The organism is Agrobacterium tumefaciens (genome assembly GCA_025560025.1).
Lineage (GTDB): Bacteria > Pseudomonadota > Alphaproteobacteria > Rhizobiales > Rhizobiaceae > Agrobacterium.
In genome coordinates this window covers 1,563,444-1,588,371 of the sequence record CP048485.1, presented here as the reverse complement: position 1 = coordinate 1,588,371, position 24,928 = coordinate 1,563,444, and the positions used below count along the sequence as shown (strand labels likewise).

Genomic DNA, 24,928 nt, shown 5'->3' with positions numbered 1-24,928 from the left:
AGGATAGGACGCCAGGGTTAACGAGCCCTTTAAAGCCACAGGGCTGTTGTCGGATTTCGGGTTGCCGTGCCGATCTTGACCGCCTGCGAAGAGTATTCGGTGGGGCTCAGGAAGCGGTTATGGAATAATACTAACGTATAATATGCGTATTTAATGATAATAAATTTTTCAACCTTAACATCGGCTGGTCGAAGTGCCGTCAGCGGCGTTGGGGGGAATATGAAAAACGTTACGATATCTATGCGCCTTTATGCGCTCGTTGCATTGTTTCTGGCAATATTGACCGCGGCGCTGACGTTCAGCCTCTTCGAAACCTTCCGTGAAATGGAGCGCGAGCGCAAAGCCGGTCTCGCCTCCATGAACGAAACGGCCGTTGCCATTCTCGAACAATATTATCGTCTGGAACAGAGCGGCACCCTGACCCGGGAGGCAGCGCAGCAGCAGGCCAAGACCACGATCGCGGCGATGCGTTATGGCAATGGCAGCGGCTACTTCTGGATCAACGACATGCATCCCAAAATGGTGATGCATCCGATCAAGCCGGAGATGAATGGCACCGATCTCACCGCCAACAAGGATCCGAACGGCAAGGCGCTATTCGTCGAATTCGTGAATACGGTGAAGGCGGGCGGTCAGGGTTTTGTTGATTATTACTGGCCGAAGCCCGGCGCGCCGGATCCCGTCGAGAAGTTCTCCCATGTCGCCGGTTTCGCGCCCTGGGGATGGATCGTCGGTACCGGGGTTTATGTCGATGATCTCGAGGCGGTTTTCTGGAACGATGCCTATTTCAACATCGGGCTGTGTGTTTTGTCAGGCCTGCTGGTGATTGGCGTGGCCGCCGCCGTCGTGCGCAGCGTGACGCGGCCGATCGATCTCATCCGCCAGAGCATGAAGCGTATCGCTGACGGGGACGGTGCGGCTGAAATCCAGTTCGCAGACCGTCGCAACGAAATCGGCGCGATTGCGAAAACACTGCTGGTGCTGCGAGACAGCGTCAATGAACGCAGCGCCCTGCAGGCCCGCGAGGCGGATCAGCAGCGGGCGCTGGAAGAGGCGCGGCACGGCAATGAGATGGTCCTGCGTTCCGCATCCGAACGTCAGGCCCATGCCATGAATGCGCTCGGCAACTCGCTGGAAGCGCTCGCCAATGGTGATCTGACCGTCGAGCTTGCCGATATCGGCGCCGAATATGAAAAACTGCGCACGGACTTCAACCGCGCCGTCGGCGCGCTGCACGGCGCCATCGAGGCGATTGCCAGAACCGGCGATGTCGTGAATGACAGCGCTGCCGATATCAGCGGGGCAACCGGCAATCTTTCGCGCCGGACAGAACAGCAGGCGGCGGCGCTGGAGGAGACGGCGGCGGCTCTCGACGAGATCACGGCCACGGTGCGCACCGCTTCCGAGCGCGCCAATGAGGCGCGGCAAATGGTGCAGGACACGAAAAGCAGCGCCGGGCGCTCCGGCGAGATCGTGCGCAACGCTGTCGATGCCATGGGCCGTATCGAGGACTCGTCCAAACGTATCGGGCAGATCATTTCCGTCATCGACGAAATCGCTTTCCAGACCAATCTTCTGGCGCTGAATGCCGGCGTGGAGGCTGCTCGCGCTGGCGAAGCGGGGCGCGGTTTCGCCGTGGTGGCGCAGGAGGTGCGCGAACTTGCGCAACGTTCCGCCAATGCCGCCAAGGAGATCAAGACCCTTATCAACCGCTCTGCGGAAGAGGTCGGCGGCGGTGTCGCGCTCGTGCGCTCCACGGGCGATGCGCTGGACGAGATCGTGGAACTGGTCAACCGCGTCGAAGGCCACGTCAACTCCATCGCCACGGCGGCGCGGGAACAGGCGACGGGCCTGCAGGAGATCAATACCTCCGTCAATCACATGGATCAGATGACGCAGCAGAATGCCGCCATGGTGGAAGAAACGACGGCAGCCAGCCAGACGCTTGCCGAGGAGAGCCACCAGCTGCGCTCACTGTTGTCACGCTTCGAACTCGGAAACGGGGCAGGGCGCGGGGTCTCGCTGGCGGCGTGATTTTGTCTGTTTCGGGCAAACTGGAGGGCGTGGTTTTGGCTGCGCCCTTGGGTGACTGACAAGCTCTCTTCACACTCGACGTCATCCTCGGGCTCGACCCGAGGATCTACAACCGGGCGTGACCATGGATCCTCGGGTCAAGCCCGAGGATGACGGAGGAGAGGTTTGCGCGCCGGGTGACGGAAGGAGAGGTTTCGGTGCTGGATGCTGGAGGAGAGGCTTCAGCATTTCTGTCATCGCCTTCGACCCAATTTCGATCGCGCCTCCTTCATGTGCAGCGTCATGCAACAGCCAGGTTCGTTATTTCCCGCAACCAATAAGGTTTCGTTTACCTCATTTCTTTAAAATTTATCCTGTATTGCCGCGAATAGCGGCCGCTGAAGGTACAGGTTCTCGTATGGCGTATGTTTCCCTTCCGCGTCGTCTTGTGACGTTGCTGATGATTTCCACGGTTATGGTGTCGTGTTCGGCGGAGGGCCTCGTGCCGCCGGCCGAGGTTGATGGCACCACGCGTGTCAGCGCCATCCGGTCATCGCGGCAGCAGGGCTACAGCGCACCATCAGGCGCGGTCTATCAGGCCGAGCGGGTCGGGCAGTCCACCGATTATCCAGCGGCCGTGTCGCAGCCGATGCCGGAGCCTTACGCTTCGCAGGACCCCCTGCTGCAATCGCCGCAGGGCGGGCAGGGTTACTCAACGCTTGATACCCAGCATCAGGCGCGCATGGCGGCAAGCGGCCACAGCGTGCCGACCCAGACCATGCAAAGCCAGACCATGCAAAATCAGGCCATGCAAGGCCAGGCCATGCCCAACCAGCAGGTCGCCTCCAGCCAGATCGCCGAAGGCGAGGGTGGGGTGAACATGGATTCCATGCTGGGCGTGGAGCCGGTGCGTGGGCTCGCGGAAGAGCAGGATGCCGATATTGCCGAGGGCGTTTCGGAGCAGCCGGTGGTGGATGGTATCGGCACCGACAATCCGGTCGCCGTCGCTCCGCCGCGCCGGCAGCAGAGCGCCGGGCAATCGCGGCTGATACCGCCGCCGCCCGTTGGCGCGTCTTCCCGCCGCCAGCCGGTGGAGGAGGTGGCCATGTTGATGCCAAACGACCCCATGGCGCGGGGTGGGCCGCAAAGCGACCGCTCGATGCCACCCGGCGTCATGCCGTCCTCTGAAGTCGCCTGCCGCTCCGAACTACGCCGCCTCGGTGTCGCTTTCCGCGACGTCGCCCGCATTGCCGACGGTCCGACCTGCGGTATCGATTATCCGATTGAACTCAGTGGTCTGGCAAGCGGCGTCGCGATCCGCCCGGCGGTGAAGCTCAATTGCCAGGTCACGCTTGCCTTCGCCAAATGGGTGAAGTTCGAACTCGTACCATCCTCGCGCTTCCGTTATCTCTCGGGCGTCGGCCGCATCACGCCGATGGGTGGTTATTCCTGCCGCAAGATGAATTCGCGCTCCAGCAATCCCTGGTCTGAACATGCGCGCGGCAACGCCATCGATATCGGCACCATCACGCTGAAGAACGGCAAGGAGATCGATGTTCGCAGCAAGAGCTTCTTCGCCTTCCGCGAGAAAGCGCTGCTGAAGGCGGTGCGGTCCGATAGCTGCAAATATTTCTCGACCGTTCTCGGGCCGGGCAGCGATCCCAATCACTGGAACCATTTTCACTTTGACCTGCGCACCCGCAAGTCAGGTTACAGGCATTGCGATTAAATCGAACTGCCGGGGCAGATTTGAAGGTTGTCGAGGTTTGTGACAAAGTTTGAAATCTCTCCTGCGTCATGCTCGGGCTTGTCCCGAGCATCTGCGACCGATTGATTTTATTCGACGTGATTAGATCCTCGGCGCAGGGCCGAGGATGACGCCGAGAGAATGGTGACCCTTCCCCTCCGTCGCCGATTTCAAAGGGAATGCGGGTTGCCCGGAATTTAAACCAGACAGCAAGTAGTGGACTTGTCCTGAGCATGGTGGCGCAAAAAAAGACCGGCCCGAAGGCCGGTGAAGAAGACTGCCTTATCGGGGGGATATCGGCGTCTTTGCAAGGGCATGCAATGGGACAAGGTCCCAAGAAGCGGTCCATCCGGCGCGGGATAGGCGGCAAAAGACATCGCGCCGTACTGACCTGCGGCCAACATGGCTTGCCGCCCGTCTCTGATACGCTATGAGGGTCACATGTTTGTGACAACAGACCCTTGGAGCCCGCCTTCATGCCCCCTGTTTCAGAGATAATGGTCTTTGCCGCGGCGCTTGCAGCGGCGGGCGTGATCGCCGGTCTTCTGGCGGGGCTGTTCGGCATCGGCGGCGGCGCGGTGCTGGTGCCCGTCTTCTACCAGGTCTTCGGGCTGCTGGATGTGCCGGAGGCGGTGCGCATGCATCTTTCGCTCGGCACGTCGCTTGCCATCATCGTGCCGACCTCCATCCGTTCGTTTCTGACGCATCGCCAGAAGGGCGCCGTCGATATCGATCTGCTGAAGGGCTGGATCGTCGCCGTGCCGCTCGGCACCATCCTCGCATCTGTCGTGGCCGCCCATGCCTCCAGCGTCGCGCTCCGGCTGATCTTCGCCTTCATCGCGCTCGCGCTCGCCTTCCGGATGATCTTCAACCGCGCGAGCTGGCATCTTGGTTCAGACCTGCCGAATAATCCGGGTCGTTTTCTGGTGGGCACGGGCATCGGGCTTTTTTCCGGCCTGATGGGCGTTGGCGGCGGGGTGATGAACAATACCTTCATGACGCTCTACGGACGCACCATCCATCAGGCGGTTGCCACGTCTTCCGGTGTCGGTGTGCTGATTTCGCTGCCGGGTCTTTTGGGTTACATCTGGGCCGGCTGGGGCGATGCGGGTCTGCCGCCATTTTCCACCGGCTTCATCAACTGGATCGCCGTGGTGCTCTTGATCCCCATCACGCTTGTCGTTGCGCCCTATGGCGCGCGGCTGGCGCATGCGCTCAGCAAGAAGCAGCTGGAACGGGCCTTCGGGGTGTTTCTGGTCTTCGTTGCAGCGCAGTTTTTCTATAGTGTCTACGGCTGATTTTCCTTCCCCGTGGAACGCAGTGTTCAGGCTCTCGGGCTGGCATTTGCACGTTTCACGGCCTATATGGCGTGCATCTTACTCGGTTTTTCGAAAGATTCGCGATGAATGCCATTGTTTCGATACGGAATCTGACCAAATCCTACGCAAATGGCTTTCAGGCGCTGAAAGGTGTCAGCCTCGATATCAGAGAGGGTGAAATCCTTGCCCTTCTCGGGCCGAACGGTGCCGGCAAGACCACGCTGATCTCGATTGTCTGTGGTCTCGTCAATCCGGGCGAGGGTTCGGTGTTTGTCGGCGGGCATGACGTGGTGAAGGATTTTCGCCAGACCCGTGCCCTGATCGGCCTCGTGCCGCAGGAGTTGACGACCGACCAGTTCGAGACGGTGTGGAACACCGTCAGCTTCTCGCGCGGCCTGCATGGGCAGAAGAAGAACCCTGAGCTGATCGAGAGCGTTCTGAAGTCCCTGTCGCTCTGGAGCAAGAAGGATAATATGCTGCGGGAGCTTTCCGGTGGCATGAAGCGGCGCGTGCTGATCGCCAAGGCGCTGGCGCATGAGCCCAAGGTTCTGTTTCTCGACGAACCGACAGCCGGCGTCGATGTGGCCTTGCGCCGCGACATGTGGAATGTCGTTTCCGATCTGCGCGCCAAGGGCGTCACCATCATCCTGACCACGCATTATATCGAGGAGGCGGAAGAGATCGCCGACCGTGTGGGCGTGATCAATGGCGGCGAATTGCTGCTGGTTGAAGAAAAGACGGCGCTGATGAAGAAGCTCGGCCGCAAGCAGCTTTTCCTCGAACTTGCCCAACCCGTGGAGAAACTGCCCGATAGTCTTGCGCCTTTCGGCCTGACGCTTTCGGACGACCGTTGCACAGTCACCTATGAAATCGAGGATAATGGCGAGCAGGGACGTATCGCCGATCTTCTCGGCGCTCTTTCCGCCGCCAACATCCATTTCAAGGATATTTCAACGCGGCAGAGTTCGCTTGAGGATATCTTCGTTTCGCTGGTGGGAGGCCAGAAATGAATTTCGAAGCCATCAAGGCCATCTACCTGTTCGAAATGGCGCGCACCCGCCGCACCCTGTTGCAGAGCGTGGTATCGCCGGTCATTTCCACATCGCTTTATTTCATCGTCTTCGGAACCGCGATCGGGTCGCGGATTCAGGAGGTTGGAGGCGTTTCCTACGGCGCGTTCATAACGCCCGGCCTCATCATGCTGACGCTTTTGACGCAATGTATCGCCAACGGCTCCTTCGGCATCTATTTTCCGAAATTCACCGGCACGGTCTACGAAATCCTCTCGGCACCCGTGTCGATGACGGAAATTGTTGCCGGTTATGTCGGGGCGGCGGCGACCAAGGGCCTGATGATTGGCACGATCATCCTGATAACGGCATCCTTTTTCGTGGATATCACCATTGCCCATCCGTTCATGATGATCCTGTTCTTTGTGCTGACAGCGGTAAGTTTCAGCCTGTTCGGTTTCATCATCGGCATCTGGGCGACGAATTTCGAACAGCTGAACCTCATCCCCATGCTGGTGGTGCCGCCTTTGACCTTCCTCGGTGGCAGCTTCTATTCCATCGACATGCTGCCGCCCTTCTGGCAGACGGTCAGTCATTTCAATCCGGTGCTGTATCTCATCAGCGGTTTCCGCTGGAGCTTCTACGAGATCGCCGACGTCAATCCCGTCATCAGCCTTGCGATGATCACGCTGTTCCTCGCAATCTGCCTTGGCGTCGTCAGCTGGATGTTCAAGACCGGTTACCGGCTGCGGAACTGAGGTTTCAGCGCTTCAGTTACCCATTTCACGCCCGGCTCGCGCCGGGCGTTTTCGTATTTACAAGCAGGCGCAGATCAGGCGACCTGCTTCTGTGCCACGTCCTCGACAACCTCGCCCTTGAGGTAAGCAACGAGGTCCTTGATCGTCACGACGAGCAGGCCGTGGCGTTCGGCGAAGACTTCGAGCTGGGGCAGGCGAGCCATGGTGCCGTCGTCATTGGCGATTTCGCAAATGGTGCCGGACGGAAATTTCCCGGCAAGGCGGCAGAGGTCCACGGCGGCTTCCGTGTGGCCGGTGCGGCCGAGAACGCCTTGCGGATTGGCGCGCAGCGGGAAGATGTGGCCGGGACGGGCGAAGTCTTCCGGGCGCGAACCCTCCGACACCAGCGCATGCACTGTCTCTGCCCGGTCGGCGGCGGAAATACCTGTCGTGGTGCCCGGAATATAGTCCACCGAGACGGTGAAGGCGGTCTTGAGGGATTCGGTGTTGCGCGACACCATCAGCGGAATGTCGAGCGCATCCAGACGTTCGCCCGGCATGGCGACGCAGATCAGTCCGCGCGCATGGTTCATCATGAAGGCGATCTGCTGGGGTGTGATGCTGTCGGAGGCGGCGATGATATCGCCTTCGTTTTCGCGGTCTTCATCGTCAACCACAATCACCATCTCGCCACGGGATATGGCCTCGATGGCGTCTTCAATTCTAGCAATGGTCATTTTCTTTCTGGCCTTTCAAGGGTTATGCCGTTTTGCGGCATTTTCGCGCTTCGAGAAGCGCCAAATATCCCTTGGGCGAACAATGCAATGCGAAGCCCGCAGCGCGCGGGTGTCCTATGCCTTGTCCTCTTCCATCCGGACTATACCGTCGGCTCCGGCCTCTCACCGGATCTGCTGACCTTCCGGCTTTGGAGACCGGAAGCGCTCGCGGGCTCCGGGAAAATCCCGATACCGCCGGTGGGGAATTGCGCCCCGCCCTGAGAACATTGCCAACATAAATTATCAATCGAGAGGGAATCAAGGGGCAAGGCTGCGCCATGTGATGACACGGGCGAAAAGAATATCCCGATTTTCTTCCATCAAGGGAATTTTCGTTCAGGACGTGTGGCTGTGTCGGCGCAATGCGAATATTCGTCGAACGACCGCGTTTTACCGATCCCTCAATCTCAGCTCATCGGTCTGCATTTGCAGCGAACCGAGCGTCGACAGGAAGCTCATGCCGAGCAGGCTTTGGCCCAATTGCCCATCCTGCGCCACGAGGGCCGGAATGTTGCGCCGCACGATGGGGCCGATGCCGATTTCCGACAGGGTGACGGGAGCCGCCGCCGTGCGGCCGTTCGCCGTCATGACCGGCACGGTGTAACGCAGGCTCGCCGTATCGATGCCGATTTCGGCCGCATCCGCATTTGCAAGCACCACGGAGCTTGCGCCGGTATCGACGAGCATGTGGATGGTCTTGCCGTCGACGCTCACATTCGCTTCGAAATGGCCGCTCATCGATTTGTGCAGCACAATTTCCTGTTCGCCGCCGGATGTCGTTACCACAACGGCGCGGCCCGGCATCAGGCCACCCAGCAGCCGGTCGCCGAAGGATTGCAGGTCGTAGCGGTAAAGATAGACCGAGACGAGGCCGAGGATGATGACGAGCCACACGGCAAGCTGCCGCATGACGGTGCCGAAGCTGCCGCGTCTTCCCGCCAGAATGCCGACGGACAGGAGCCCGGCAATCGGCAGGAAATAGATCATCTGTCCGAATTTGTCGTTGTCGATGCCGAAGGTGCGGCCGCTGTCGTGATTGACGAGAAGCAGGCCGAGACCGACGGCCAGCAGGAGGAGAACGATGGTCAACCTGTTCATGCGGTGCGCGTCTCCTTGGCGGCGTCCTTGCCTGCTTTTGCCAGTCTTTCCGGAAGCACCTGCATGATCTTGCGGCGTTTCTCGTCGCTATAGCTCGCCCAGCCGCCGATCTCCTCCAGCGTGCGGCCGCAGCCGATACAGAGGCTGTTGGTCGCATCAAGGGAGCAGATGTGAATGCAGGGTGTTTCCATGGTGATCTATATCAGGCCGTCACGCCGCAAGGGCAAGGGCGATGAGAATCACGATCTCCGTGATCTGCTGGCAGGCGCCGATGGTATCACCGGTGTGGCCATCGATCTTGCTGACGCAGAGCCTGCCGAAAAGAGCCGCCGCCAGGCAGGCTGCGGCGACCACGATCACGATCGACACAAAGGGCAGGGCGTGCAGCGTGAAGAGCACGAACAGCAGGAGGCCGGTCGTCAGCGCGATGTTGCGCTCGCTTGTCCCGGGCTGCCCTGCGGCAGCGGCGATGCCCGAGGATTTTGCAGCGGGCAGCGCCTGCCAGTGCCACACCATGAGGGCACGGCTCATCACCAGGGCGGCAATCAGGCAACCGGCGGCGGTTTTGGCGGGCAGGGTCTCGATCAATGATGCGAGTGCCGTTGCGCGCAGCGCAAAGGACAGGATCATGGCGATCGTGCCATAGCTGCCGATGCGGCTGTCCTTCATGATGTCAAGCGTTCGCGCCTTTTCCTTGCCGCTGCCGAAACCGTCGGCCATGTCGGCCAGCCCGTCTTCGTGCAGCGCGCCGGTGATGAGCGCGATAAGGGCGATGGCGAGCCAGCCCGTGAGCTGAGGCGAGGCGTCGAAGGTGGCGAGAAGGATGAGGAGGAAAGCGGCGGGCAGGGCAATCAGCAGGCCGGCGGCGGGAAAAGCGCGGGCGGTGCGGCGCATGGAGATATCGTCAGCATTATTAAAGAAGCGCGAGGGGACCGGCAGGCGGCTGAGAAAGGCAAGGGAATGCATGACATCTGTTATAAAATCTCCGGCCTTCATGCTCTCTCCGCTGCAGTCCTTGCATTTCCGGTTGTTCCGCGGCGCATCCGCGATTATGAGAGGCGCAACAAAGACCGATTTGCCGGAAAACACAAGTTTCCGGACGCATGAGCCGATGCGAAAGCCAACCCGGCTACGAAAGAGACTGATATCATGAGCATGAGCGGATTGCCCTTCGATGATTTCCGCGCGCTGCTGCGCGAGCTTCCCGGCCCGGACACGCATGCGCTTGTGGCGGCCAAGGAGCGCAATGCGCAATTGACCAAACCAGCGGGCTCGCTCGGCCGTCTGGAAGAAATCGCCATGTGGCTTGCCGCATGGTCCGGCCGTTCGCCCGCCGTCACCCGTCCGCTGGTAGCGATCTTCGCCGGCAATCATGGCGTTACGCGTCACGGGGTCACACCCTATCCGACTTCTGTAACGCAGCAGATGGTGGAGAATTTCGCGGCAGGCGGTGCGGCGATCAACCAGATCTGCGTCTCCAACGATCTCGGTCTCAAGATATTCGACCTGGCGCTTGACTACCCGACCGGCGATATCACCTGCGAACCGGCCCTTTCGGAGCGCGATTGCGCCGCGACCATGGCGTTTGGCATGGAGGCGATTGCCGGCGGTACCGATCTTCTCTGCGTCGGCGAAATGGGCATCGGCAACACCACTATCGCGGCGGCGATCAATCTGGCGCTTTACGGCGGTACGGCGGAAGAGTGGACCGGTCCCGGCACCGGCTCGGAAGGCGATGTCATGGCACGCAAGATCGCGGCGGTAAAGGCTGCCGTGGAGTTCCACAAGGATCATCTCTCTGATCCGCTGGAAATCATGCGCCGCCTTGGCGGACGCGAGATCGCGGCGATCGCGGGGGCCATCCTTGCCGCCCGCGTGCAGCGTATTCCCGTGCTGATCGACGGCTATGTGGCGACGGCCGCCGCCGCGCTCCTGAAGGCGGCCAATTCTTCGGCGCTCGACCATTGCCTGATCGGCCATGTGTCCGGCGAGCCCGGCCATCTGGCTGCCGTTGAAAAGCTTGGCAAGACGCCGCTTCTGGCGCTTGGCATGCGGCTTGGCGAAGGCACGGGCGCCGCTCTGGCCGCCGGCATCGTCAAGGCTGCCGCCGCCTGCCATTCCGGCATGGCGACCTTTGAAGCGGCGGGTGTGGACACCCGCATCAGCCATTGAGGTCAAAGATGGACGCGACGCCGCAGGAAAAGCAGTCCGAGCCCGCCTTCCGCAAGGAAAAGGGCTGGCGGCATCTTTTTGCCGCCGCGCGCTACTCCGTGCAGGGGCTGGGGCGGCTGTGGCAGGAAGCGGCTTTTCGGCATGAAGTTCTCGCCTTCGGCATCGGGCTGGCTCTCCTCCTGCTCGTCGGCGCGCCCTTTGCGCATCTTCTCGTCTTTACGGTGCTGATGCTGCTTCTGTTTGCGGTTGAGGCGCTGAATACCGCAATTGAAGAGCTGGTGGATCGTATCTCGCCGGAAATCTCCTCGGTCGGACGGCATGCCAAGGATCTCGGCTCCTTCGCCGTCTTCTGCCTTTTGACGGCAAACGGATTTTTTGTGCTTTATTCGCTGGTGACGACGCTGTTCTTCTAAGGCGCCTCAGGCGAAGGATCGCCGGCGCGGCTGGACCGCGTGGGTCTCTTCCACGGCCGGCAGGCTTTGCAGCACGCGTTTTGCCGGCAGGATGGCGATGCCTTCGGTGCCTTCGCGCAATTTCGACTTCAATATGAACTGGCCGTCATGCTTGGCGAGGATGGCCTGAACGATGGGCAGGCCAAGCCCGGTTCCCTGTTCGGCGCTCTTGATCGCAATCGATCCCTGGCCGAAGGCCGACAGGACGATGGGGATTTCGTCCTCGGGAATGCCGGGGCCGTTATCCCTGATCGAGACATATTGCCCGCCACCCGCCGTCCAGCCGGCTTTGACGAAAATCTCACCACCCTGGGGTGTGAATTTAACGGCGTTGGACAGAAGGTTCAGGATCACCTGGCGGATCGATTTTTCATCGGCCCAGACCTGCGGCAGGCTGCTTTCGAACTGCTGCGAGATTCTGATGTTCTTGGCGCGGGCGCGAAGCTGGATCATGCCGATGCAATCCTCGGCGATTTCCAGCATCGAGATGGATTCCTCGTTGAGGTCGTAACGCCCGGCCTCGATGCGCGACAGGTCGAGGATTTCGTTGATCAAATCCAGAAGATGCTGGCCGGAGCGGTGAATGTCGCCGGAATATTCCTTGTAGAGTGGATTGTTGAGGGGGCCGAGCACCTCCGAGGCCATGACTTCGGAGAAGCCGAGAATGGCGTTGAGCGGCGTCCTGAGCTCGTGCGACATGGAGGCGAGAAAGCGCGATTTTGCCAGATTTGCCTCTTCCGCACGCCGCCGGGCCTCGTCCGAGACAGAGTTGGCGACTTCGAGTTCGGCGATCAGGTCGTCCTTTTCGGTCTGCGACGAAAGCAGCTTGACGCTGGTCTGATATAGCCGGCTGGTGATGCGGTGACAGAAAAGGATCGCCATGCCGAACATCAGGGCAAGGCCGACATCGAAGGGATCGCGCGATATGGCCGATGTGACGCAGAGAGCGGCCAACACCGGCAAGAAGGTCATGAATGTCGCCCGCCGTAGCATGAAATTGGCCATGGCTGTCAGCGAAAGAGCGATCAGCAGCGTCGCGCCCTTAAAGAAGAGGACGAGCGTTGGATCGTTGCGTGCCGGTTCGGCGAGCGCGAACATGGCCCAGGCGCAGCCGATGAGGATTTGCATGCCGAGGAAGAGATTGCGCCAATGCTGGAGATTTTCCGCCGTGATCCCCTGTTTTGCCGCCCTTTTGGCCAGCAGCAGGGATATGGCATGAACACTCAGCGCGATGAGCGACCAGACGATCAGACCTATATCAAGGGTGATGTACAAACCGATGATGGAGGCGAGCACGATGAAAAGCGGCATGATCATCGCGCCCTGAAGGGCTTCGGCGATGTGCATGGTCAGCATTTCACGTTCATAAGCGTCACTTCCGCCAGCGCCCTGTTGCAGGCGTTCGCGTGTCGTCTTTACCGTGTCGAAAACAGCCTTGTTGCGGTGTTTTTTCGACCGGTCGACGATGATCTTGTCCGTGGACGTGCTGACGCTTTTACTCATTGTTACAACGTGGGGTGACATGAACCCTTGCAGGCTACGCGCAAAATCTTAAGAAGATGCTGCCGTGAAAGGATTTGTTTGCCATTTCTGACAAGGGTTTGTTGTTACATGGGACGAAACGGAGGCAGGCGCCGGGGTTTTTCAGCGTTCCGCGACGGCGGGCTTTTTCTTGCCACGGTTTTTCTTGGCATTCTGATTGCCGCCAAGCTCGATCAGATCAACAGCGAAACCCATAGCGGCCGCTTCTTCGTGATCGATGGCGATACGCTCGCAAAGGGCGGAGAAAGGTTCCGGCTGCTTGGCATCGATGCGCCGGAGCTCTCGCAAACATGTGAGCGCGGCGGCGAAAGCTGGCCATGCGGCGAGGAGGCGCGCCGCATTCTGCAAGGGCTGAGCGCGGGTGCGGATTTTTCCTGTTCCGGCAGTTCTAAGGACCGTTATGGGCGGCTTCTGGTTTATTGCTCCGCTGGCGGCAAGGATGTGTCTGCGGCGATGGTCGCGGCGGGCTTCGCGGTTGCTTCCGGTTATTTCCAGTTCTCCGGCGAGCAGGCGGCCGCACGCCGCGAGGCGCGTGGCATCTGGGCGGGTGAATTCGAAAAACCCTCGCAATGGCGGCGGGAACACCGGGCGGCGGATATCGAGACGCCCGCTGCCGGCTTTCTGACCATCATCCGTCATCTTCTGGGGTGGAGAAATGGCTGAGACAGGTCGGTCTGCACCCATGGGCGACGACGGGCTTAACGGGTTGCGCGACGGGATCGCCCGCTGTCGCATCTGTCGCGATACGCCGCTTAAAGGTGCGGCCGATCGCTTGCCGCACGAACCCCGGCCGGTGGTGGTTATATCGAGGAAAGCGCGGATCCTGATAGCCGGGCAGGCGCCGGGGCTGCGCGTGCATGAAACGGGTCTGCCCTTCAACGATGCTTCCGGCGACAGGCTTCGCCAATGGCTAGATGTGGACCGGGAGACATTTTATGACCGGGACCGTTTTGCCATCGTGCCGATGGGCTTCTGTTTTCCCGGTTACGACGACAGGGGCAGCGATCTGCCGCCACGGCGAGAATGTGCGCCGCAATGGCGCGAGCGGGTAATGGCGGCAATGCCGCAGGTGGAGCTGATCCTTGCCATCGGTCAATATGCGCAGGCCTTCCACCTTGGTGACAGACGGCGAAAAACCATGACCGAGACGGTGCGCGACTGGCGCAGCTATTTTCACTCAAATTCAGGCCCGGCCATCTTCGCCCTGCCGCATCCGAGCTGGCGCAATACCGGCTGGCTGAAAAAGAACCCGTGGTTCACACAGGAGCTGTTGCCGGTTCTTCGCCAACATGTGGAAATGCGGCTTTAGTGAAACAATTTTCTGTTTTTCTCTAAAAATTAGTGTATTGAAAGGAAATTAATTCAGGAGGGTAGACGCATTGGATCGCCTAGACCGTAAGATTTTGCGCATTCTGCAAGAGGATTCCACGCTGGCCGTTGCCGATCTGGCGAAAAAGGTCGGCCTTTCTACGACGCCCTGTTGGCGGCGTATCCAGAAGATGGAGGAGGACGGTGTCATTCGTCGGCGCGTGGCGCTGCTCGATCCGGTCAAGGTCAATACCAAGGTCACCGTTTTTGTCTCCATCCGCACGGCCTCCCATTCCATCGAATGGCTGAAGCGTTTTTCGGAGGTGGTTTCCGAGTTTCCCGAAGTTGTCGAGTTCTACCGCATGAGCGGTGACGTCGATTATCTGCTGCGCGTCGTTGTGCCTGACATTGCGGCCTATGACGCCTTCTACAAGCGGATGATCGCCAAGATCGAAATTCGCGACGTATCCTCCGCCTTCGCGATGGAGCAGATCAAATATACGACGGAACTGCCGCTCGACTATATGCTTCTCGACAATCCGAAGTCGGGCGAGGAATGATCCCAGGCTGATCAGGCTTGATCAATGCCCTTTCCGGCGGCCGGGAAGGGCATTTTTCGTTCTGCGATTTGGCTTGCCCGGACGCCTGGGCGAGTTATCCGACCGCCGCCCAAACGGGGGCATGGCCTAGGGCGCTTCTATGCGGTGCGACAATCTTATTTCGCCTGTACCGGCAAATTCGCACATTCAATTCTCTCCGCGCCGTCTCCGCGCAAAGCGGGATTTTGATAAAATCGCTCGAATATCTACGCTTTTACTGTCGAAGGATGGAATAGCGAGGGATATCCATATGCTTACACGACGCGGAACATTGGGACTGATTGCAGGTGCGACCGGGGCGGCCTTTCTGCCGCATATCCGGCGGGCGAGTGCCGCCACCACCACATTGCGGATCGGCTGGCAGAAAAATGGCGTGATCGCGCTGGCGAAAAGCCAGGGCGCGCTGGAGGCGCTGCTGAAGGATCGCGGTATCGAGGTCAAATGGTCGGAATTCTCCTCCGGTCCGCCGCTTCTCGAAGCGCTGGGCGCAGGTGCGCTGGATATTGGCCCGACGGGCGATGTGCCGCCGCTCTTTGCGCAGGCAGCCGGTGGCAATCTTCGCTATGTGGGCACCTACAAGGCGGCGGCCGGCGGATCGGCAATCCTTGTGCAGAAGGATTCGCCGCTGAAGACGCTGGAGGACCTCAAGGGGAAGAAAGTCGCCTTCAAGCGTGGCTCCAGCGCCCATAATGTCATTGTGAAAGCATTGCGGAAGGCGGGGTTGACGCTGAATGACATTACGCCAGTCGATCTTGCCCCGCCGGATGCGGCGGCAGCCTTCCGCAGCGGCAGCATTGATGCCTGGTCGATCTGGGACCCTTATTTCGCCGTGGCGGAAAAGGAACCGACAACACGGGTTCTTGCGACCGCCGACGGTATTGTCGATCCGTGGAGCTACTTTTTGGCCAATGGCGACTTCGTGGAGGCCAATCCCGATCTCGTGCCGCTGATCCTCAAGGAGCTGGCGAATGTGGGTACGAAGGCGCAGGCGAATATCGACGAGACGGCAAAATCGCTGGCGGCTATCACAGGCGTTCCCTTTGATGTCACCAAGGTCTCGCTGACGCGTCCCGGGGCCAATCTCGGGCGGGTTTCGCTGGTTCCGGATGAGGCCATTGCCTATCAGCAGGCGCTTGCGGATGAGTTCTACGATCTGAAGATCGTGCCGAAGAAGCTCAAGGTGACGGATATCGTCTGGCGACCGAAGGCGAGCTGAGCGGGTCGGAAAAGGTGAGTCTCTTCAATCCGCTGGCGGATGTTGCTGAGAGGTTGATTCAGGGAGGATCCGCGTTCGTCCTCGATAGGACGAGCGGGTGCGACTTGCTTCTTCTCCCGGGGGGGAGAAGGTCGCGGCAGCGGGATGAGGGGGCAAGCTCTCGGCATATCGCTAACGTTGCCCCCTCATCCGACCCTTCGGGCCACCTTCTCCCCGGCGGGGGAATAAGCCTCTTATGCCGTATCAGCCCTTGAGCTTCGAGATCACCAGATGGCCCGGCGTGGGGTTGCCATCCTGCATGCGCACATTGATGTCGGTCACTTCGAGAATTTCAAAGCCGGTCGCGGCCAGTCTTTCGCGCACATAGGTTTCCGCATGGGCGAAGCGCTGGTGCGGGCCGACGATATAGGGGCGTCCGGCCATGGTCGCTTCAGGCAAGGTTTCCGACGAGAAGATCAGCAGGCCGCCGGGATTGAGGTTTTCGGCGGCTCCGAAAAACAGCGGCTCCAGCGCGCCGAGATAGGGCAGCACATCGGTGGCGGTGATGATGTCGAAGGCCTCGTCGTCATTGTCCTCGAGAAAATCCTCGGCTTCGGCGACATAAAGCGTCTCGTAGAGGTCCTTTTCATGGGCGATCTCGACCATGTTTTCGGAAATATCGATGCCGGTGATATCGTCGGCCATGTCGCGCAGTGCTTCGCCGGTCAGGCCGGTGCCGCAGCCGAGATCGAGCAGGCGCTTGAAGGGACCGAGGTTCAACGCCTGCAGCCGCTGGCGCACCATCATCGGCACGGCGTAACCCAGTTGCTCGACAAGAATATCCTCGAAAGCTTCGGCGTGCTGGTCGAACAGGGTCTCGACATAGGCGTCGGGCGCTTTCGGTGGCGTTTCACCCCGGCCCATGGCGGCGATGCGAACGGCCGCGCCGCCGTGATCGTCGGGGTCGATGGCCAGAACTTCCTCATAGGCCTTTACCGCCGCGTCCACATCGCCGGCTTTTTCAAGCGCAAGCGCGCGGTTATAGGCTTCGGCAAGCGCCTCTTCGTCAATTTTCTGGTTCTTCGTCATCGCGCGGTATCCATAACGTCTCTGGTTGACGTTTGCTGTAAGCCGCAACGGGGACGGGCGCAATGTTTATGTGGCGCGACAGCTCAGTGAAGGATGAACTCTCCTTTCAGCGCCCGCCATTCCTGCGCCGAGATCACCTGCCGATGCACGTAGCGGACGGAGTGTAACGGCCCGTCGAGCTTTTCCTGCCAGAATTTGAGGAAACCGTGCATTTCGGGGAAGTCCGGGGCGAGATCGTAGTCCTGCCAGACATAGGTCTGGAGAACCAGCGGATGGTCCGGCATGCGGTAAAAAATCTGGGCGGTGGTGAGGCCGTAGCCCCTCAGCATCATTTCCATGTCCTTGTTCATGACGGCGGTTCCGATTTTCATGATTGCCGATAACAGCATTGCCGCTGTATCGAATATGGGAACACGACATGGTTAATCCAAGCTTGCCAGAAGCATGGATTGTCACAAAATAGTTATATTTTTCAAAATGTTGGCAGCCTCCATTGATGAGTGCTGCCAACTTGGCCCTTAGCGTTTCAGATGGCGCGTCAGGCGGGCTTCCAGCCATGCCCAGACATGCCGGAGCGTCTCGACGATCGTCAGGTAGAAGATCGCGGCCCAGAGATAGGCCTGATAATCGAAGGTGCGGGAAAAGGCGTAACGGGTCTGTCCCATCAGGTCGAAGACCGTGACGATGGAGACCACCGCAGAGCCCTTGATCATCAGGATGATCTCATTGCCATAGGGGCGCAGCGCCACGATCAGCGCCTGCGGCAGGATGATCTTACGGAAGGTGATGAATTTTGAAATACCCAGGGAGGCGGCGCCCTCATGCTGGCCGCGCGGCACGCTGCGGATCGCGCCGCGCAGGATTTCGGCCTGATAGGCGGCGGTGTTGAGGGTGAGCGACAGGAGGCCGCAATACCAGGCCTCACGGAAGAACCACCAGAGACCGACGGCCTCCAGTTGCGGGCGAAAACTGCCAAGGCCGTAATAGATCAGGAAGAGCTGCGCCAGAAGCGGCGTGCTGCGGAAGACATAGACATAGGCATAGGCCAGTGCGCCAATGACGCGGTTTTCCGACATGCGGGCAAAGGCGATCGGCACCGAGAGAATGGCGCCAAGGATGATGGAACTGCCAACCAGAGTGATGGTAGTGATGAGACCGTCGATATAACGCGGCCCGTAACGTTCGAATTTCGCCCAGTCCCAACCTTCGATCATTGCGAAGATCAGCCCGGCGGCGAGCAGCAGCCAGAGTGTGATGACGCCGATGCCGACGATGCGCGAAATATTGAGCGGCTTGTCGACGGCGGGCGGTGCGGCGCGCGGCGGAATGAGTTCCTGGACGTGGCTCATCGGCTTGCCTCCGACTTGCGCGACCAGCGATCGATGAAACCGATGCCGACGGAGGAAAGAAGTGCAAGAATGAGATAGAGCAGGCAGGCGATGCCGTAAAAGAAGAAGGCTTCCTTGCTGACACGGGCCGCGATGCCGGTCTGGCGGACGATATCCGCAAGGCCGATGATCGAGACATAGGACGTATCTTTCAGCAGGATGACCCAGAGGTTGGTCATGCCGGGCAGGGCGATCCTGACCAGCTGCGGAATGATGACGAGCAGCATGGTGCGGCTGCGTGAAAGCCCCAGCGCCGCGCCCGCCTCATATTGTCCCTTGGGTATGGCCTTGAAGGCGGAGAGCAGCACTTCGGAGGCGTAGGACGAAAACACCACCGAAAGTGCGACCATGCCTGCCACGAAGGCATTGATTTCAACGGGACCGGTGATGCCGACATAACCGGCGAGCGATTGCAGCAGCATCTGGATGCCGTAATAGACGATGAACAGCGTCAGCAGTTCCGGCAGGCCGCGGAAGATGGTGGTGTAAATGCCAGCGGCGAGCCGCAGCGATTTCTCTTCCGATTGCGCGGCAAGCGCGATGAGGAAACCGATCAACAGCCCGACGGGCAGCGTGGCGAGCGCCAGCGAGATGGTGACCTTGACGCCGAAGGCGATTTCGTCGCCCCAACCCGCATCGCCACAGGCGACGAGTGTGCCGTTTCCGAAAAGCGAGAAGAGACCGACCGGCCCGCAGAAGGGGTCGAGAAGTGTCGAGACATAGGTCCAGAACGCACCTATGGCGGAAAATGCTCCGCTCATGCCAGTTTTCCCCCGCGGTCTTAAGCCGCCGTGATTGTTATGGTTACGTTTTCAAACAAAAATGGCGGAAGGGCAAGCCTTCCGCCACGAGATTTCAACAAGCACTGGGCCTGTTACTGGCCGTAAACGTCGAAATCGAAGTATTTTTTGTTGATTTCCTGATATTTTCCGTTGGCGCGGATACCGGCGATGGCGGCGGTAAACTTGTCGGCAAGCGCCGTATCACCCTTGCGAACGGCAACGCCCGCGCCATTGCCGTTGATCTCGACATCGACCGGAAGCGGCGTCAGGATCTTGCAGCACTTGCCCGCATCCGTCTTCAGCCATTCAGACAGGACAACGATATCGTCGATAACGGCATCGATACGGCCATTGGCGATATCGAGCTTATATTCATCGGCGGTCGGGTACATCTTCACGTCGGAACCCGGGAAATGCTTTTCGGCATAGTTGGAGTGGGTGGTGGAGCCCTGTGCGCCGAGCGACTTGCCCTTGAGATCATCGACGGACTTGATCGGCGAATCCTTCGGCACGGCGATGGCCGGCGGCGTGTTGTAATATTTCTTGGAGAAGTCGACCTTCTCGAGACGCTCGGGCGTGATCGACATGGATGCAATGATGGCATCGAATTTCTTGGCCTGCAGGGCCGGAATGATGCCGTCCCAGTCATTGGTGACGAAGGTGCATTCGGCCTTCATTTCGACGCAGAGCGCCTTGGCGATGTCGATGTCGAAGCCGGTCAGCGTGCCGTCGGCTTCAAGATTGTTGAAGGGCGGGTAGGCGCCTTCGGTGCCGATGACAATCTTGTCCTGCGCGAGGGCGGCGCCGGAAAACAGCGAGATGGCGGCAATCGATACGGCTGCGAGCAGACGGGTGGAAATAGGCATTTCGATCCTCTCTTTTGGTCGTTCATCCGCAGTCTGTTGTTGTTGTCAGTGCGGACGCCTTGAGCGCTGGGCGCGGCAGAACGGATTATACCGGCTGCGGCCTTCAGCGCGGCTCAGATTATTCATCCGGTTGGTCAAAAAATGCAACCGCAATATTAGTGATCGCGATTCCGTCGCCAAGCTATCACGAAAACGCCTTGATCTGTTCATTTCCGGTACAGAAGGGTTTGGTCATCATGGGAACCGAAGCGTGTGCAAGGCGTTGACCAGCGCCTGCACGCGCGGCCGGATTTTACGATGTCGCGGTATAAGCGACGCATAACGATTGGCAGATGAGGAAGCACCGATGCTGAAGAAGAACACATTGCTGACGGGGGTGGTTTTCCCCCTCATGTCGCTGGCGATTGCGGTGGAACCGGCCGCGGCCGGTTTTGCCGGCGCCGCGCGGGCGCAGACGCAGATGCCCCAGTCTCACGCTCTCCAGTCGCAGACCCCGCTGATTCTGGCGCAGGCGCAACCGGAAGGGCAGCCTGCAGAAGAGCAGAATCCGGAAGAGCTTCTGCGCAAGCAGCGCAAGCAGGCCGAGGAGGCGCAGCCCCAGGCCGAGCCGCAGAAGCAGGAGCAAACGCCGGAACCGCCGCGTGAGCGCCCGCCGGAGCCGAAGGCCGAAGCCGAGCCGCAACGCGAACCCCAGCGTGAAGCGCAGCCGGAACCCCAGCGCGAGCCGCAGCAGCGCGAAGCCCGCCCTGAGCCTGCGCCAGCCGAACAGCCGCAGGAGCGCCCGCGCCGGGCGCAGGAGCCGCAGGGTGAGGGCGAACAGCGTCCCGCCCGCCAGAAGGAGGCAGCTCCCGAGGCCGCACCGGCCGAACAGCAGCCGAAGGAGCGTCCGCGCAAACCCGAGCGGGCCGAACAGCCCGCGGGTGAGGGCGAGCAGCGCCCTGAACGTCCGCGCAAGGAACGGGCGAAGGAGCCGGCGGCCGAACAGCCTGCAGCAAGCCCCGAAAATGCCGAGCAGCCGGCCAAGCCCCGCGAACCGGCGCCCGGCAAAAAGCGGCAGGTAGAGGAAAAGGCCCCGGAACAGAAAGCCGAGCCGGCTGAAAAACCCGTTCCGGAGAAAAAACCGGCAGCCCCGGAACCTGCCGCGAAGGAAGCACCGGTTCCGACCGAAGCGCCCACGCCCGCACGTCCGCCGGCACCGGAGGCGCAGCCCAACCCCGCACCGGGCCAGCAGCCCTCCGAAAAGCCGCCGGTAGAAGGCCAGGGCAAGACCGAGCCTGCGGCCCCGCTGCCGGGCACGCCGACGCCACCGCCGCCAAGCGGTGCGACGACCGGGCAGGCGCCTGCCGGCGAACCCGTTCCCAATCAGGTCGCGATCCCGCAGACCGAAGCGCCTGCGATGACGAAGGAGGAGCTGGACAAGGCCAAGGCGATCGCCAAGGATCCGTCCAAGACTGCTGACACCGTTATCCTGCCTGTCGACAAGGGCGCCGCCGTTCTCGACAGCGACAAGGAAGTGGAACGCTCCGGCAACCGCCAGACCCGCGAGGAACGCCGTCGTGAACGCGAACAGGCCGGTGATGTGAAGGTTCCAACCTCCGACGCCGAAGCGCAGCGCGCCGGTGCGGCCGAAGGCAAGGCCCCGCCGCCGCCCGTCAAGATGGAGGCCATCACCTCCCAGCAGGGCGAACGTGTCGATCGTCGCCCGCAATATGAACGGCCGGAAGGCGTGCGCGAATGGCAACCGCGTGAAGGCCGTCCGCGTGACCGGGACCGCGATGCACCGATCATCCTGCAATTTGGCGATCGCGTTGTGGTGCGCGGCGACGACAACCAGCGCTTCATCCGCGATGGCGGCGAGCCCTATTACGAGCGTCTGCCCGGCGGCCGTGTCCGCGAAACGGTCGAGCGCCGGGATGGCACGCAGGTCGTGACGATCCGCAACCGCTATGGCGACGTGATCCAGCGCTCGCGCATCGATGATCGTGGTCGGGAATATGTGCTGTTCTATGCGCCCGATCTGATGGACGATCCCGACCGTGATTATGTCTATCGCGATCCGGGTCTCGACCTGCCGCCGATGCGCCTGCGGATTCCCGTTCGCGACTACATCATCGACACGTCGAGCGATCCCGACCGCGATTATTATCGCTTCCTGGAGCAGCCGCCGGTCGAGCCTGTGGAACGTGTCTACTCGCTGGATGAAGTGCGTTATTCGGCCCGTATCCGCGACAAGGTGCGCCGTATCGACCTCGATACGATCACCTTCGCAACCGGCAGCGCCGAAATTCCGATGGCGCAAGCCCGTTCGCTGCGCAAGGTGGCGGATGCGATCAACAAGGCGCTGGACAAGAACCCCGGTGAAACCTTCCTCATCGAAGGCCATACCGACGCCGTCGGTTCGGATGAAAGCAACCTTGTTCTTTCCGACGAACGCGCCGCTTCCGTCGCCAATGTCCTGACCGATGTTTACGGCATTCCGCCGGAAAACCTCGCGACCCAAGGCTATGGCGAGCGTTACCTGAAGGTTCAGACGCTCGGCCCGGAACAGCAGAACCGCCGCGTCACCATCCGCCGCGTGACGCCGCTGGTGAAGCCGGTCGCCCAGAACTGATCGGGTTCGACAGGAAAAACAAAGGCCCGGAAGCGCAAGCTCTCCGGGCCTTTTTGTTGATGCAAGTTTTCCAAATACGCGACGTCATCCTCGCCCTTGAGGCGAGGATCTAATCACGTTTCCTCCAGTCGAGACGTAGTAGATGCTCGGGACAGGCCCGAGCATGACGGGGGACGTGTTTGTTCCAGCCTCGAAAGCCCCGACAGCGCTCCGTTTGGGGTCCGCTGCCGAACGGCAGGAAGAGGAGATGTGTGTCCTCAGTTCAGCGCCACGGCGATCTCGGCGGCCAGCTGCGCATTGTTGCGCACCAGCGCAATATTGGTCTCGAGGCTGCGGCCATCCGTCAGGCGGAAGATGTCGCCGAGCAGGTAGGGAGTGACTTGCTTGCCGGTGATGTCGTCACGTTCGGCATGGGAGATGGCGCGGTTGATGTAGATTTCCATTTCCTCGCGCGGAATTTCATCCTCTTCCGGCACGGGATTGGCCACCAGCATGCCGCCATCGATGCCGAGTTGTTCGCGGGTCACCTGGAAATTGGCGATGGCCGCCGGGCTGTTGAGCGAGAGCGGGCTCGGCAGGCCGGAGGAGCGCGACCAGAAAGCCGGGAATTCTTCCGAGCCGAAAGTGACAACAGGCACGCCATTGGTTTCGAGAACCTCGAGCGTCTTCGGAATATCGAGGATCGCCTTGGCACCGGCGCAGACGACAATCACGCCGGTTTTCGCAAGCTCGGTCAGATCGGCGGAGATGTCGAAGGTCTCTTCCGCGCCCTTGTGCACGCCGCCAATGCCGCCGGTGGCGAAAACGCGGATACCGGCGCGGGCGGCGGCGATCATGGTGGCGGCCACCGTGGTGGCGCCGGTGCGGCGCTCGGCGATCGCGAAGGCGATGTCGGCGCGCGAGACCTTCATGGCGTCGGTGGTCTTTGCCAGCGCTTCCAGCTGGTTCTTCTCAAGGCCGATATGCAGGGTGCCGTGAATGACGGCGATGGTTGCCGGAACAGCACCCTGATCGCGGATGATCTGCTCGACGCTTTCGGCCATCTCGATATTGCCGGGATAGGGCATGCCATGGGTGATGATGGTCGATTCGAGCGCCACGATCGGTGCGCCGCGCTGCTTGGCGGCGGCGACTTCTTGCGAATAAACGATGGGCAGGAGCGGGGAGATGGGGCGGGTCATTCTGTCTGTTCCAGGTTCTTAAAACGGGTTCATGCCAGCATTTCGGCTTCGGGGACAAGCCCCAACATGGCCTCGACACTGTCTTTTGATAGGTCTTGGGCGGTCGCGAAGGGCGATTGCACGGTGATGGCCGCCGCTGCGGCTCCCAGCCGCAATGCTTCTGCGATCGTTTTGCCGCCGGCGATCGCCGCGAGATAACCGGAGGCCATGGCGTCGCCGGCGCCGGTTACGTCCTTGACCTCGCGGATCAGGGGCGGGTGGAGGATCGCCGTTTCCGTCCCTTTGAAGGCGACGACTTCGCTGGCGCCACGGGTGACGATGCCGCCGGCAAGTCCGGCCTTGCGCAGGATTTCTGGCCAGTCGCGGACATTGGCGGCCGTTTGCCCCGTCAGGGCGCGGGCCTCGGCCTCATTCATGAAAAGCATATGGATATCGGCGAGCGCGCCTTTCAGCTTCACCGCCTTGGCGGGCGAAATGGCGATGGCCGCAAGCGGCTTTTCGCAGGCGCGGGCAACGAGGCCGAGCGCCGTCAGCGTATCCTCCGGCAGATTGGCGTCGCAGAGCAGAAAGTCGCTCGCGGTGATCGCCTCGCGCACGGCACGCACCTTCAGGCGGCGCGGGGTGAAGAGCTTGTAGAGGTCCATATCGGCAAGCGCGATGACCAGATTGCCGTCACGCTCCAGAATGGCGGTATAGCTCGGCGTGCGGCGGTCGAGGAAGGTGAAGGGCGTGTCTTCCACACCCGCCTGCCTTGCGGCCTCCGCCACGGCTTCGCCGGTGACGTCGCCACCGCGCGGGGCAATGATGCGGACCTGAAAACCGAGCCGGGAGAGATTGCGGGCCGCATTGAAACCGCCGCCCCCGGCCTCTTCCATCCACGAGCCGGGATTGCTGGCGCCGGGCGTCGTTTCCGCCTCGATCATGCCGCGCCTGTCGATATGCGCGCCGCCCAGAACGAGTATTTTCTTCACGCTTGCGTTTCCCTCTCTGGCGGATGGAAAGACCGGACGATTCGGCCTAAAATGGTGTCTTCCTGACCTCGC

The 24,928-nt window shown here is 60.7% G+C and carries 24 protein-coding genes and 1 riboswitch; of the genes, 12 read left to right on the top strand and 12 right to left on the bottom strand.

Features of this window, described 5'->3' with window-relative positions; genetic code table 11:
- The first annotated feature begins 240 nt into the window (after positions 1 to 240).
- From FY152_07775 to FY152_07755, 5 genes are all read left to right on the top strand, one after another.
- Positions 241 to 2,034 carry a methyl-accepting chemotaxis protein gene (locus tag FY152_07775; GenBank protein UXS33241.1) on the top strand — a complete coding sequence of 598 codons (1,794 nt, stop codon included), beginning with the start codon at positions 241 to 243 and terminating at the stop codon, positions 2,032 to 2,034.
- Between the two features lie 397 nt (positions 2,035 to 2,431).
- A complete protein-coding gene (locus FY152_07770) occupies positions 2,432 to 3,742 on the top strand; it encodes an extensin family protein (protein ID UXS31989.1) in 1,311 nt (436 codons plus the stop codon).
- Between the two features lie 494 nt (positions 3,743 to 4,236).
- The gene (locus FY152_07765) at positions 4,237 to 5,058 is read left to right on the top strand and encodes a sulfite exporter TauE/SafE family protein (protein ID UXS31988.1); all 822 of its coding nucleotides are present in this window, start codon (positions 4,237 to 4,239) and stop codon (positions 5,056 to 5,058) included.
- A gap of 104 nt (positions 5,059 to 5,162) precedes the next feature.
- Positions 5,163 to 6,089: an ABC transporter ATP-binding protein gene (locus tag FY152_07760; GenBank protein UXS31987.1), complete on the top strand. Its 927-nt coding sequence runs from the start codon at positions 5,163 to 5,165 to the stop codon at positions 6,087 to 6,089.
- Complete coding sequence (locus FY152_07755; protein UXS31986.1) at positions 6,086 to 6,847, top strand: ABC transporter permease; 762 nt, start codon at positions 6,086 to 6,088, stop codon at positions 6,845 to 6,847. Before FY152_07760 ends, FY152_07755 begins: the two co-directional genes overlap by 4 nt.
- 74 nt (positions 6,848 to 6,921) lie before the next feature.
- Here FY152_07755 and ribB read toward each other — a convergent pair whose 3' ends face one another.
- The 4 genes from ribB to FY152_07735 form a co-directional block, all read right to left on the bottom strand.
- Positions 6,922 to 7,563, bottom strand: coding sequence for a 3,4-dihydroxy-2-butanone-4-phosphate synthase (gene ribB, locus FY152_07750; GenBank protein UXS31985.1), 642 nt, complete (start codon positions 7,561 to 7,563; stop codon positions 6,922 to 6,924).
- Between the two features lie 119 nt (positions 7,564 to 7,682).
- Positions 7,683 to 7,832: riboswitch (FMN riboswitch) on the bottom strand.
- Positions 7,833 to 7,992: 160 nt separating this feature from the next.
- Complete coding sequence (locus FY152_07745) at positions 7,993 to 8,700, bottom strand: TIGR02281 family clan AA aspartic protease (protein ID UXS31984.1); 708 nt, start codon at positions 8,698 to 8,700, stop codon at positions 7,993 to 7,995.
- The gene (locus tag FY152_07740; GenBank protein ID UXS31983.1) at positions 8,697 to 8,891 is read right to left on the bottom strand and encodes a DUF1289 domain-containing protein; all 195 of its coding nucleotides are present in this window, start codon (positions 8,889 to 8,891) and stop codon (positions 8,697 to 8,699) included. The genes FY152_07745 and FY152_07740 overlap by 4 nt, the downstream gene beginning before the upstream one ends.
- Positions 8,892 to 8,910: 19 nt before the next feature.
- Positions 8,911 to 9,789, bottom strand: a complete 879-nt coding sequence (locus FY152_07735; GenBank protein ID UXS31982.1) for an adenosylcobinamide-GDP ribazoletransferase — start codon at positions 9,787 to 9,789, stop codon at positions 8,911 to 8,913.
- 60 nt (positions 9,790 to 9,849) lie between these two features.
- On the opposite strand from FY152_07735, the gene cobT reads away from it, so the two are divergent.
- Positions 9,850 to 10,872, top strand: coding sequence for a nicotinate-nucleotide--dimethylbenzimidazole phosphoribosyltransferase (gene cobT, locus FY152_07730; GenBank protein ID UXS31981.1), 1,023 nt, complete (start codon positions 9,850 to 9,852; stop codon positions 10,870 to 10,872).
- A gap of 8 nt (positions 10,873 to 10,880) precedes the next feature.
- Positions 10,881 to 11,285: a diacylglycerol kinase gene (locus FY152_07725; GenBank protein ID UXS31980.1), complete on the top strand. Its 405-nt coding sequence runs from the start codon at positions 10,881 to 10,883 to the stop codon at positions 11,283 to 11,285.
- A gap of 6 nt (positions 11,286 to 11,291) precedes the next feature.
- Here the strand turns inward: FY152_07725 and FY152_07720 are convergent, their stop codons facing one another.
- The gene (locus FY152_07720) at positions 11,292 to 12,827 is read right to left on the bottom strand and encodes a HAMP domain-containing histidine kinase (GenBank protein UXS31979.1); all 1,536 of its coding nucleotides are present in this window, start codon (positions 12,825 to 12,827) and stop codon (positions 11,292 to 11,294) included.
- Between the two features lie 108 nt (positions 12,828 to 12,935).
- Between FY152_07720 and FY152_07715 the strand changes: the two genes are divergently transcribed.
- The 4 genes from FY152_07715 to FY152_07700 all read left to right on the top strand — a co-directional run bounded on the left by FY152_07715 (position 12,936) and on the right by FY152_07700 (position 15,989).
- Complete coding sequence (locus tag FY152_07715) at positions 12,936 to 13,529, top strand: thermonuclease family protein (GenBank protein UXS31978.1); 594 nt, start codon at positions 12,936 to 12,938, stop codon at positions 13,527 to 13,529.
- A gap of 19 nt (positions 13,530 to 13,548) precedes the next feature.
- Positions 13,549 to 14,175 (top strand): uracil-DNA glycosylase family protein, encoded by a 627-nt coding sequence (locus tag FY152_07710; GenBank protein ID UXS33240.1) that lies wholly within the window; start codon positions 13,549 to 13,551, stop codon positions 14,173 to 14,175.
- A 70-nt stretch (positions 14,176 to 14,245) separates the two neighbouring features.
- On the top strand, positions 14,246 to 14,734 hold the full coding sequence (locus FY152_07705) for an Lrp/AsnC family transcriptional regulator (protein UXS31977.1): 489 nt from the start codon (positions 14,246 to 14,248) through the stop codon (positions 14,732 to 14,734).
- Between the two features lie 289 nt (positions 14,735 to 15,023).
- A complete protein-coding gene (locus FY152_07700) occupies positions 15,024 to 15,989 on the top strand; it encodes an aliphatic sulfonate ABC transporter substrate-binding protein (GenBank protein UXS31976.1) in 966 nt (321 codons plus the stop codon).
- 243 nt (positions 15,990 to 16,232) lie between these two features.
- Here the strand turns inward: FY152_07700 and FY152_07695 are convergent, their stop codons facing one another.
- The 5 genes from FY152_07695 to FY152_07675 all read right to left on the bottom strand — a co-directional run bounded on the left by FY152_07695 (position 16,233) and on the right by FY152_07675 (position 20,093).
- Positions 16,233 to 17,057, bottom strand: a complete 825-nt coding sequence (locus tag FY152_07695; GenBank protein UXS31975.1) for a class I SAM-dependent methyltransferase — start codon at positions 17,055 to 17,057, stop codon at positions 16,233 to 16,235.
- 83 nt (positions 17,058 to 17,140) lie between these two features.
- Positions 17,141 to 17,407 carry an aspartate-semialdehyde dehydrogenase gene (locus FY152_07690; protein UXS31974.1) on the bottom strand — a complete coding sequence of 89 codons (267 nt, stop codon included), beginning with the start codon at positions 17,405 to 17,407 and terminating at the stop codon, positions 17,141 to 17,143.
- A 168-nt stretch (positions 17,408 to 17,575) separates the two neighbouring features.
- Positions 17,576 to 18,406, bottom strand: coding sequence for an ABC transporter permease (locus tag FY152_07685; GenBank protein ID UXS31973.1), 831 nt, complete (start codon positions 18,404 to 18,406; stop codon positions 17,576 to 17,578).
- Positions 18,403 to 19,206: an ABC transporter permease gene (locus tag FY152_07680; protein UXS31972.1), complete on the bottom strand. Its 804-nt coding sequence runs from the start codon at positions 19,204 to 19,206 to the stop codon at positions 18,403 to 18,405. The genes FY152_07685 and FY152_07680 overlap by 4 nt, the downstream gene beginning before the upstream one ends.
- A 113-nt stretch (positions 19,207 to 19,319) precedes the next feature.
- Positions 19,320 to 20,093, bottom strand: coding sequence for an ABC transporter substrate-binding protein (locus FY152_07675; protein UXS31971.1), 774 nt, complete (start codon positions 20,091 to 20,093; stop codon positions 19,320 to 19,322).
- 346 nt (positions 20,094 to 20,439) lie between these two features.
- On the opposite strand from FY152_07675, the gene FY152_07670 reads away from it, so the two are divergent.
- Entirely contained in the window at positions 20,440 to 22,704 is a 2,265-nt protein-coding gene (locus tag FY152_07670; protein UXS31970.1) for an OmpA family protein, read from the top strand.
- 257 nt (positions 22,705 to 22,961) lie between these two features.
- Here FY152_07670 and FY152_07665 read toward each other — a convergent pair whose 3' ends face one another.
- Both FY152_07665 and FY152_07660 read right to left on the bottom strand, forming a co-directional pair.
- Positions 22,962 to 23,885 carry a pseudouridine-5'-phosphate glycosidase gene (locus tag FY152_07665; GenBank protein ID UXS31969.1) on the bottom strand — a complete coding sequence of 308 codons (924 nt, stop codon included), beginning with the start codon at positions 23,883 to 23,885 and terminating at the stop codon, positions 22,962 to 22,964.
- 29 nt (positions 23,886 to 23,914) lie between these two features.
- On the bottom strand, positions 23,915 to 24,856 hold the full coding sequence (locus FY152_07660; GenBank protein ID UXS31968.1) for a carbohydrate kinase: 942 nt from the start codon (positions 24,854 to 24,856) through the stop codon (positions 23,915 to 23,917).
- Positions 24,857 to 24,928 lie beyond the last annotated feature (72 nt).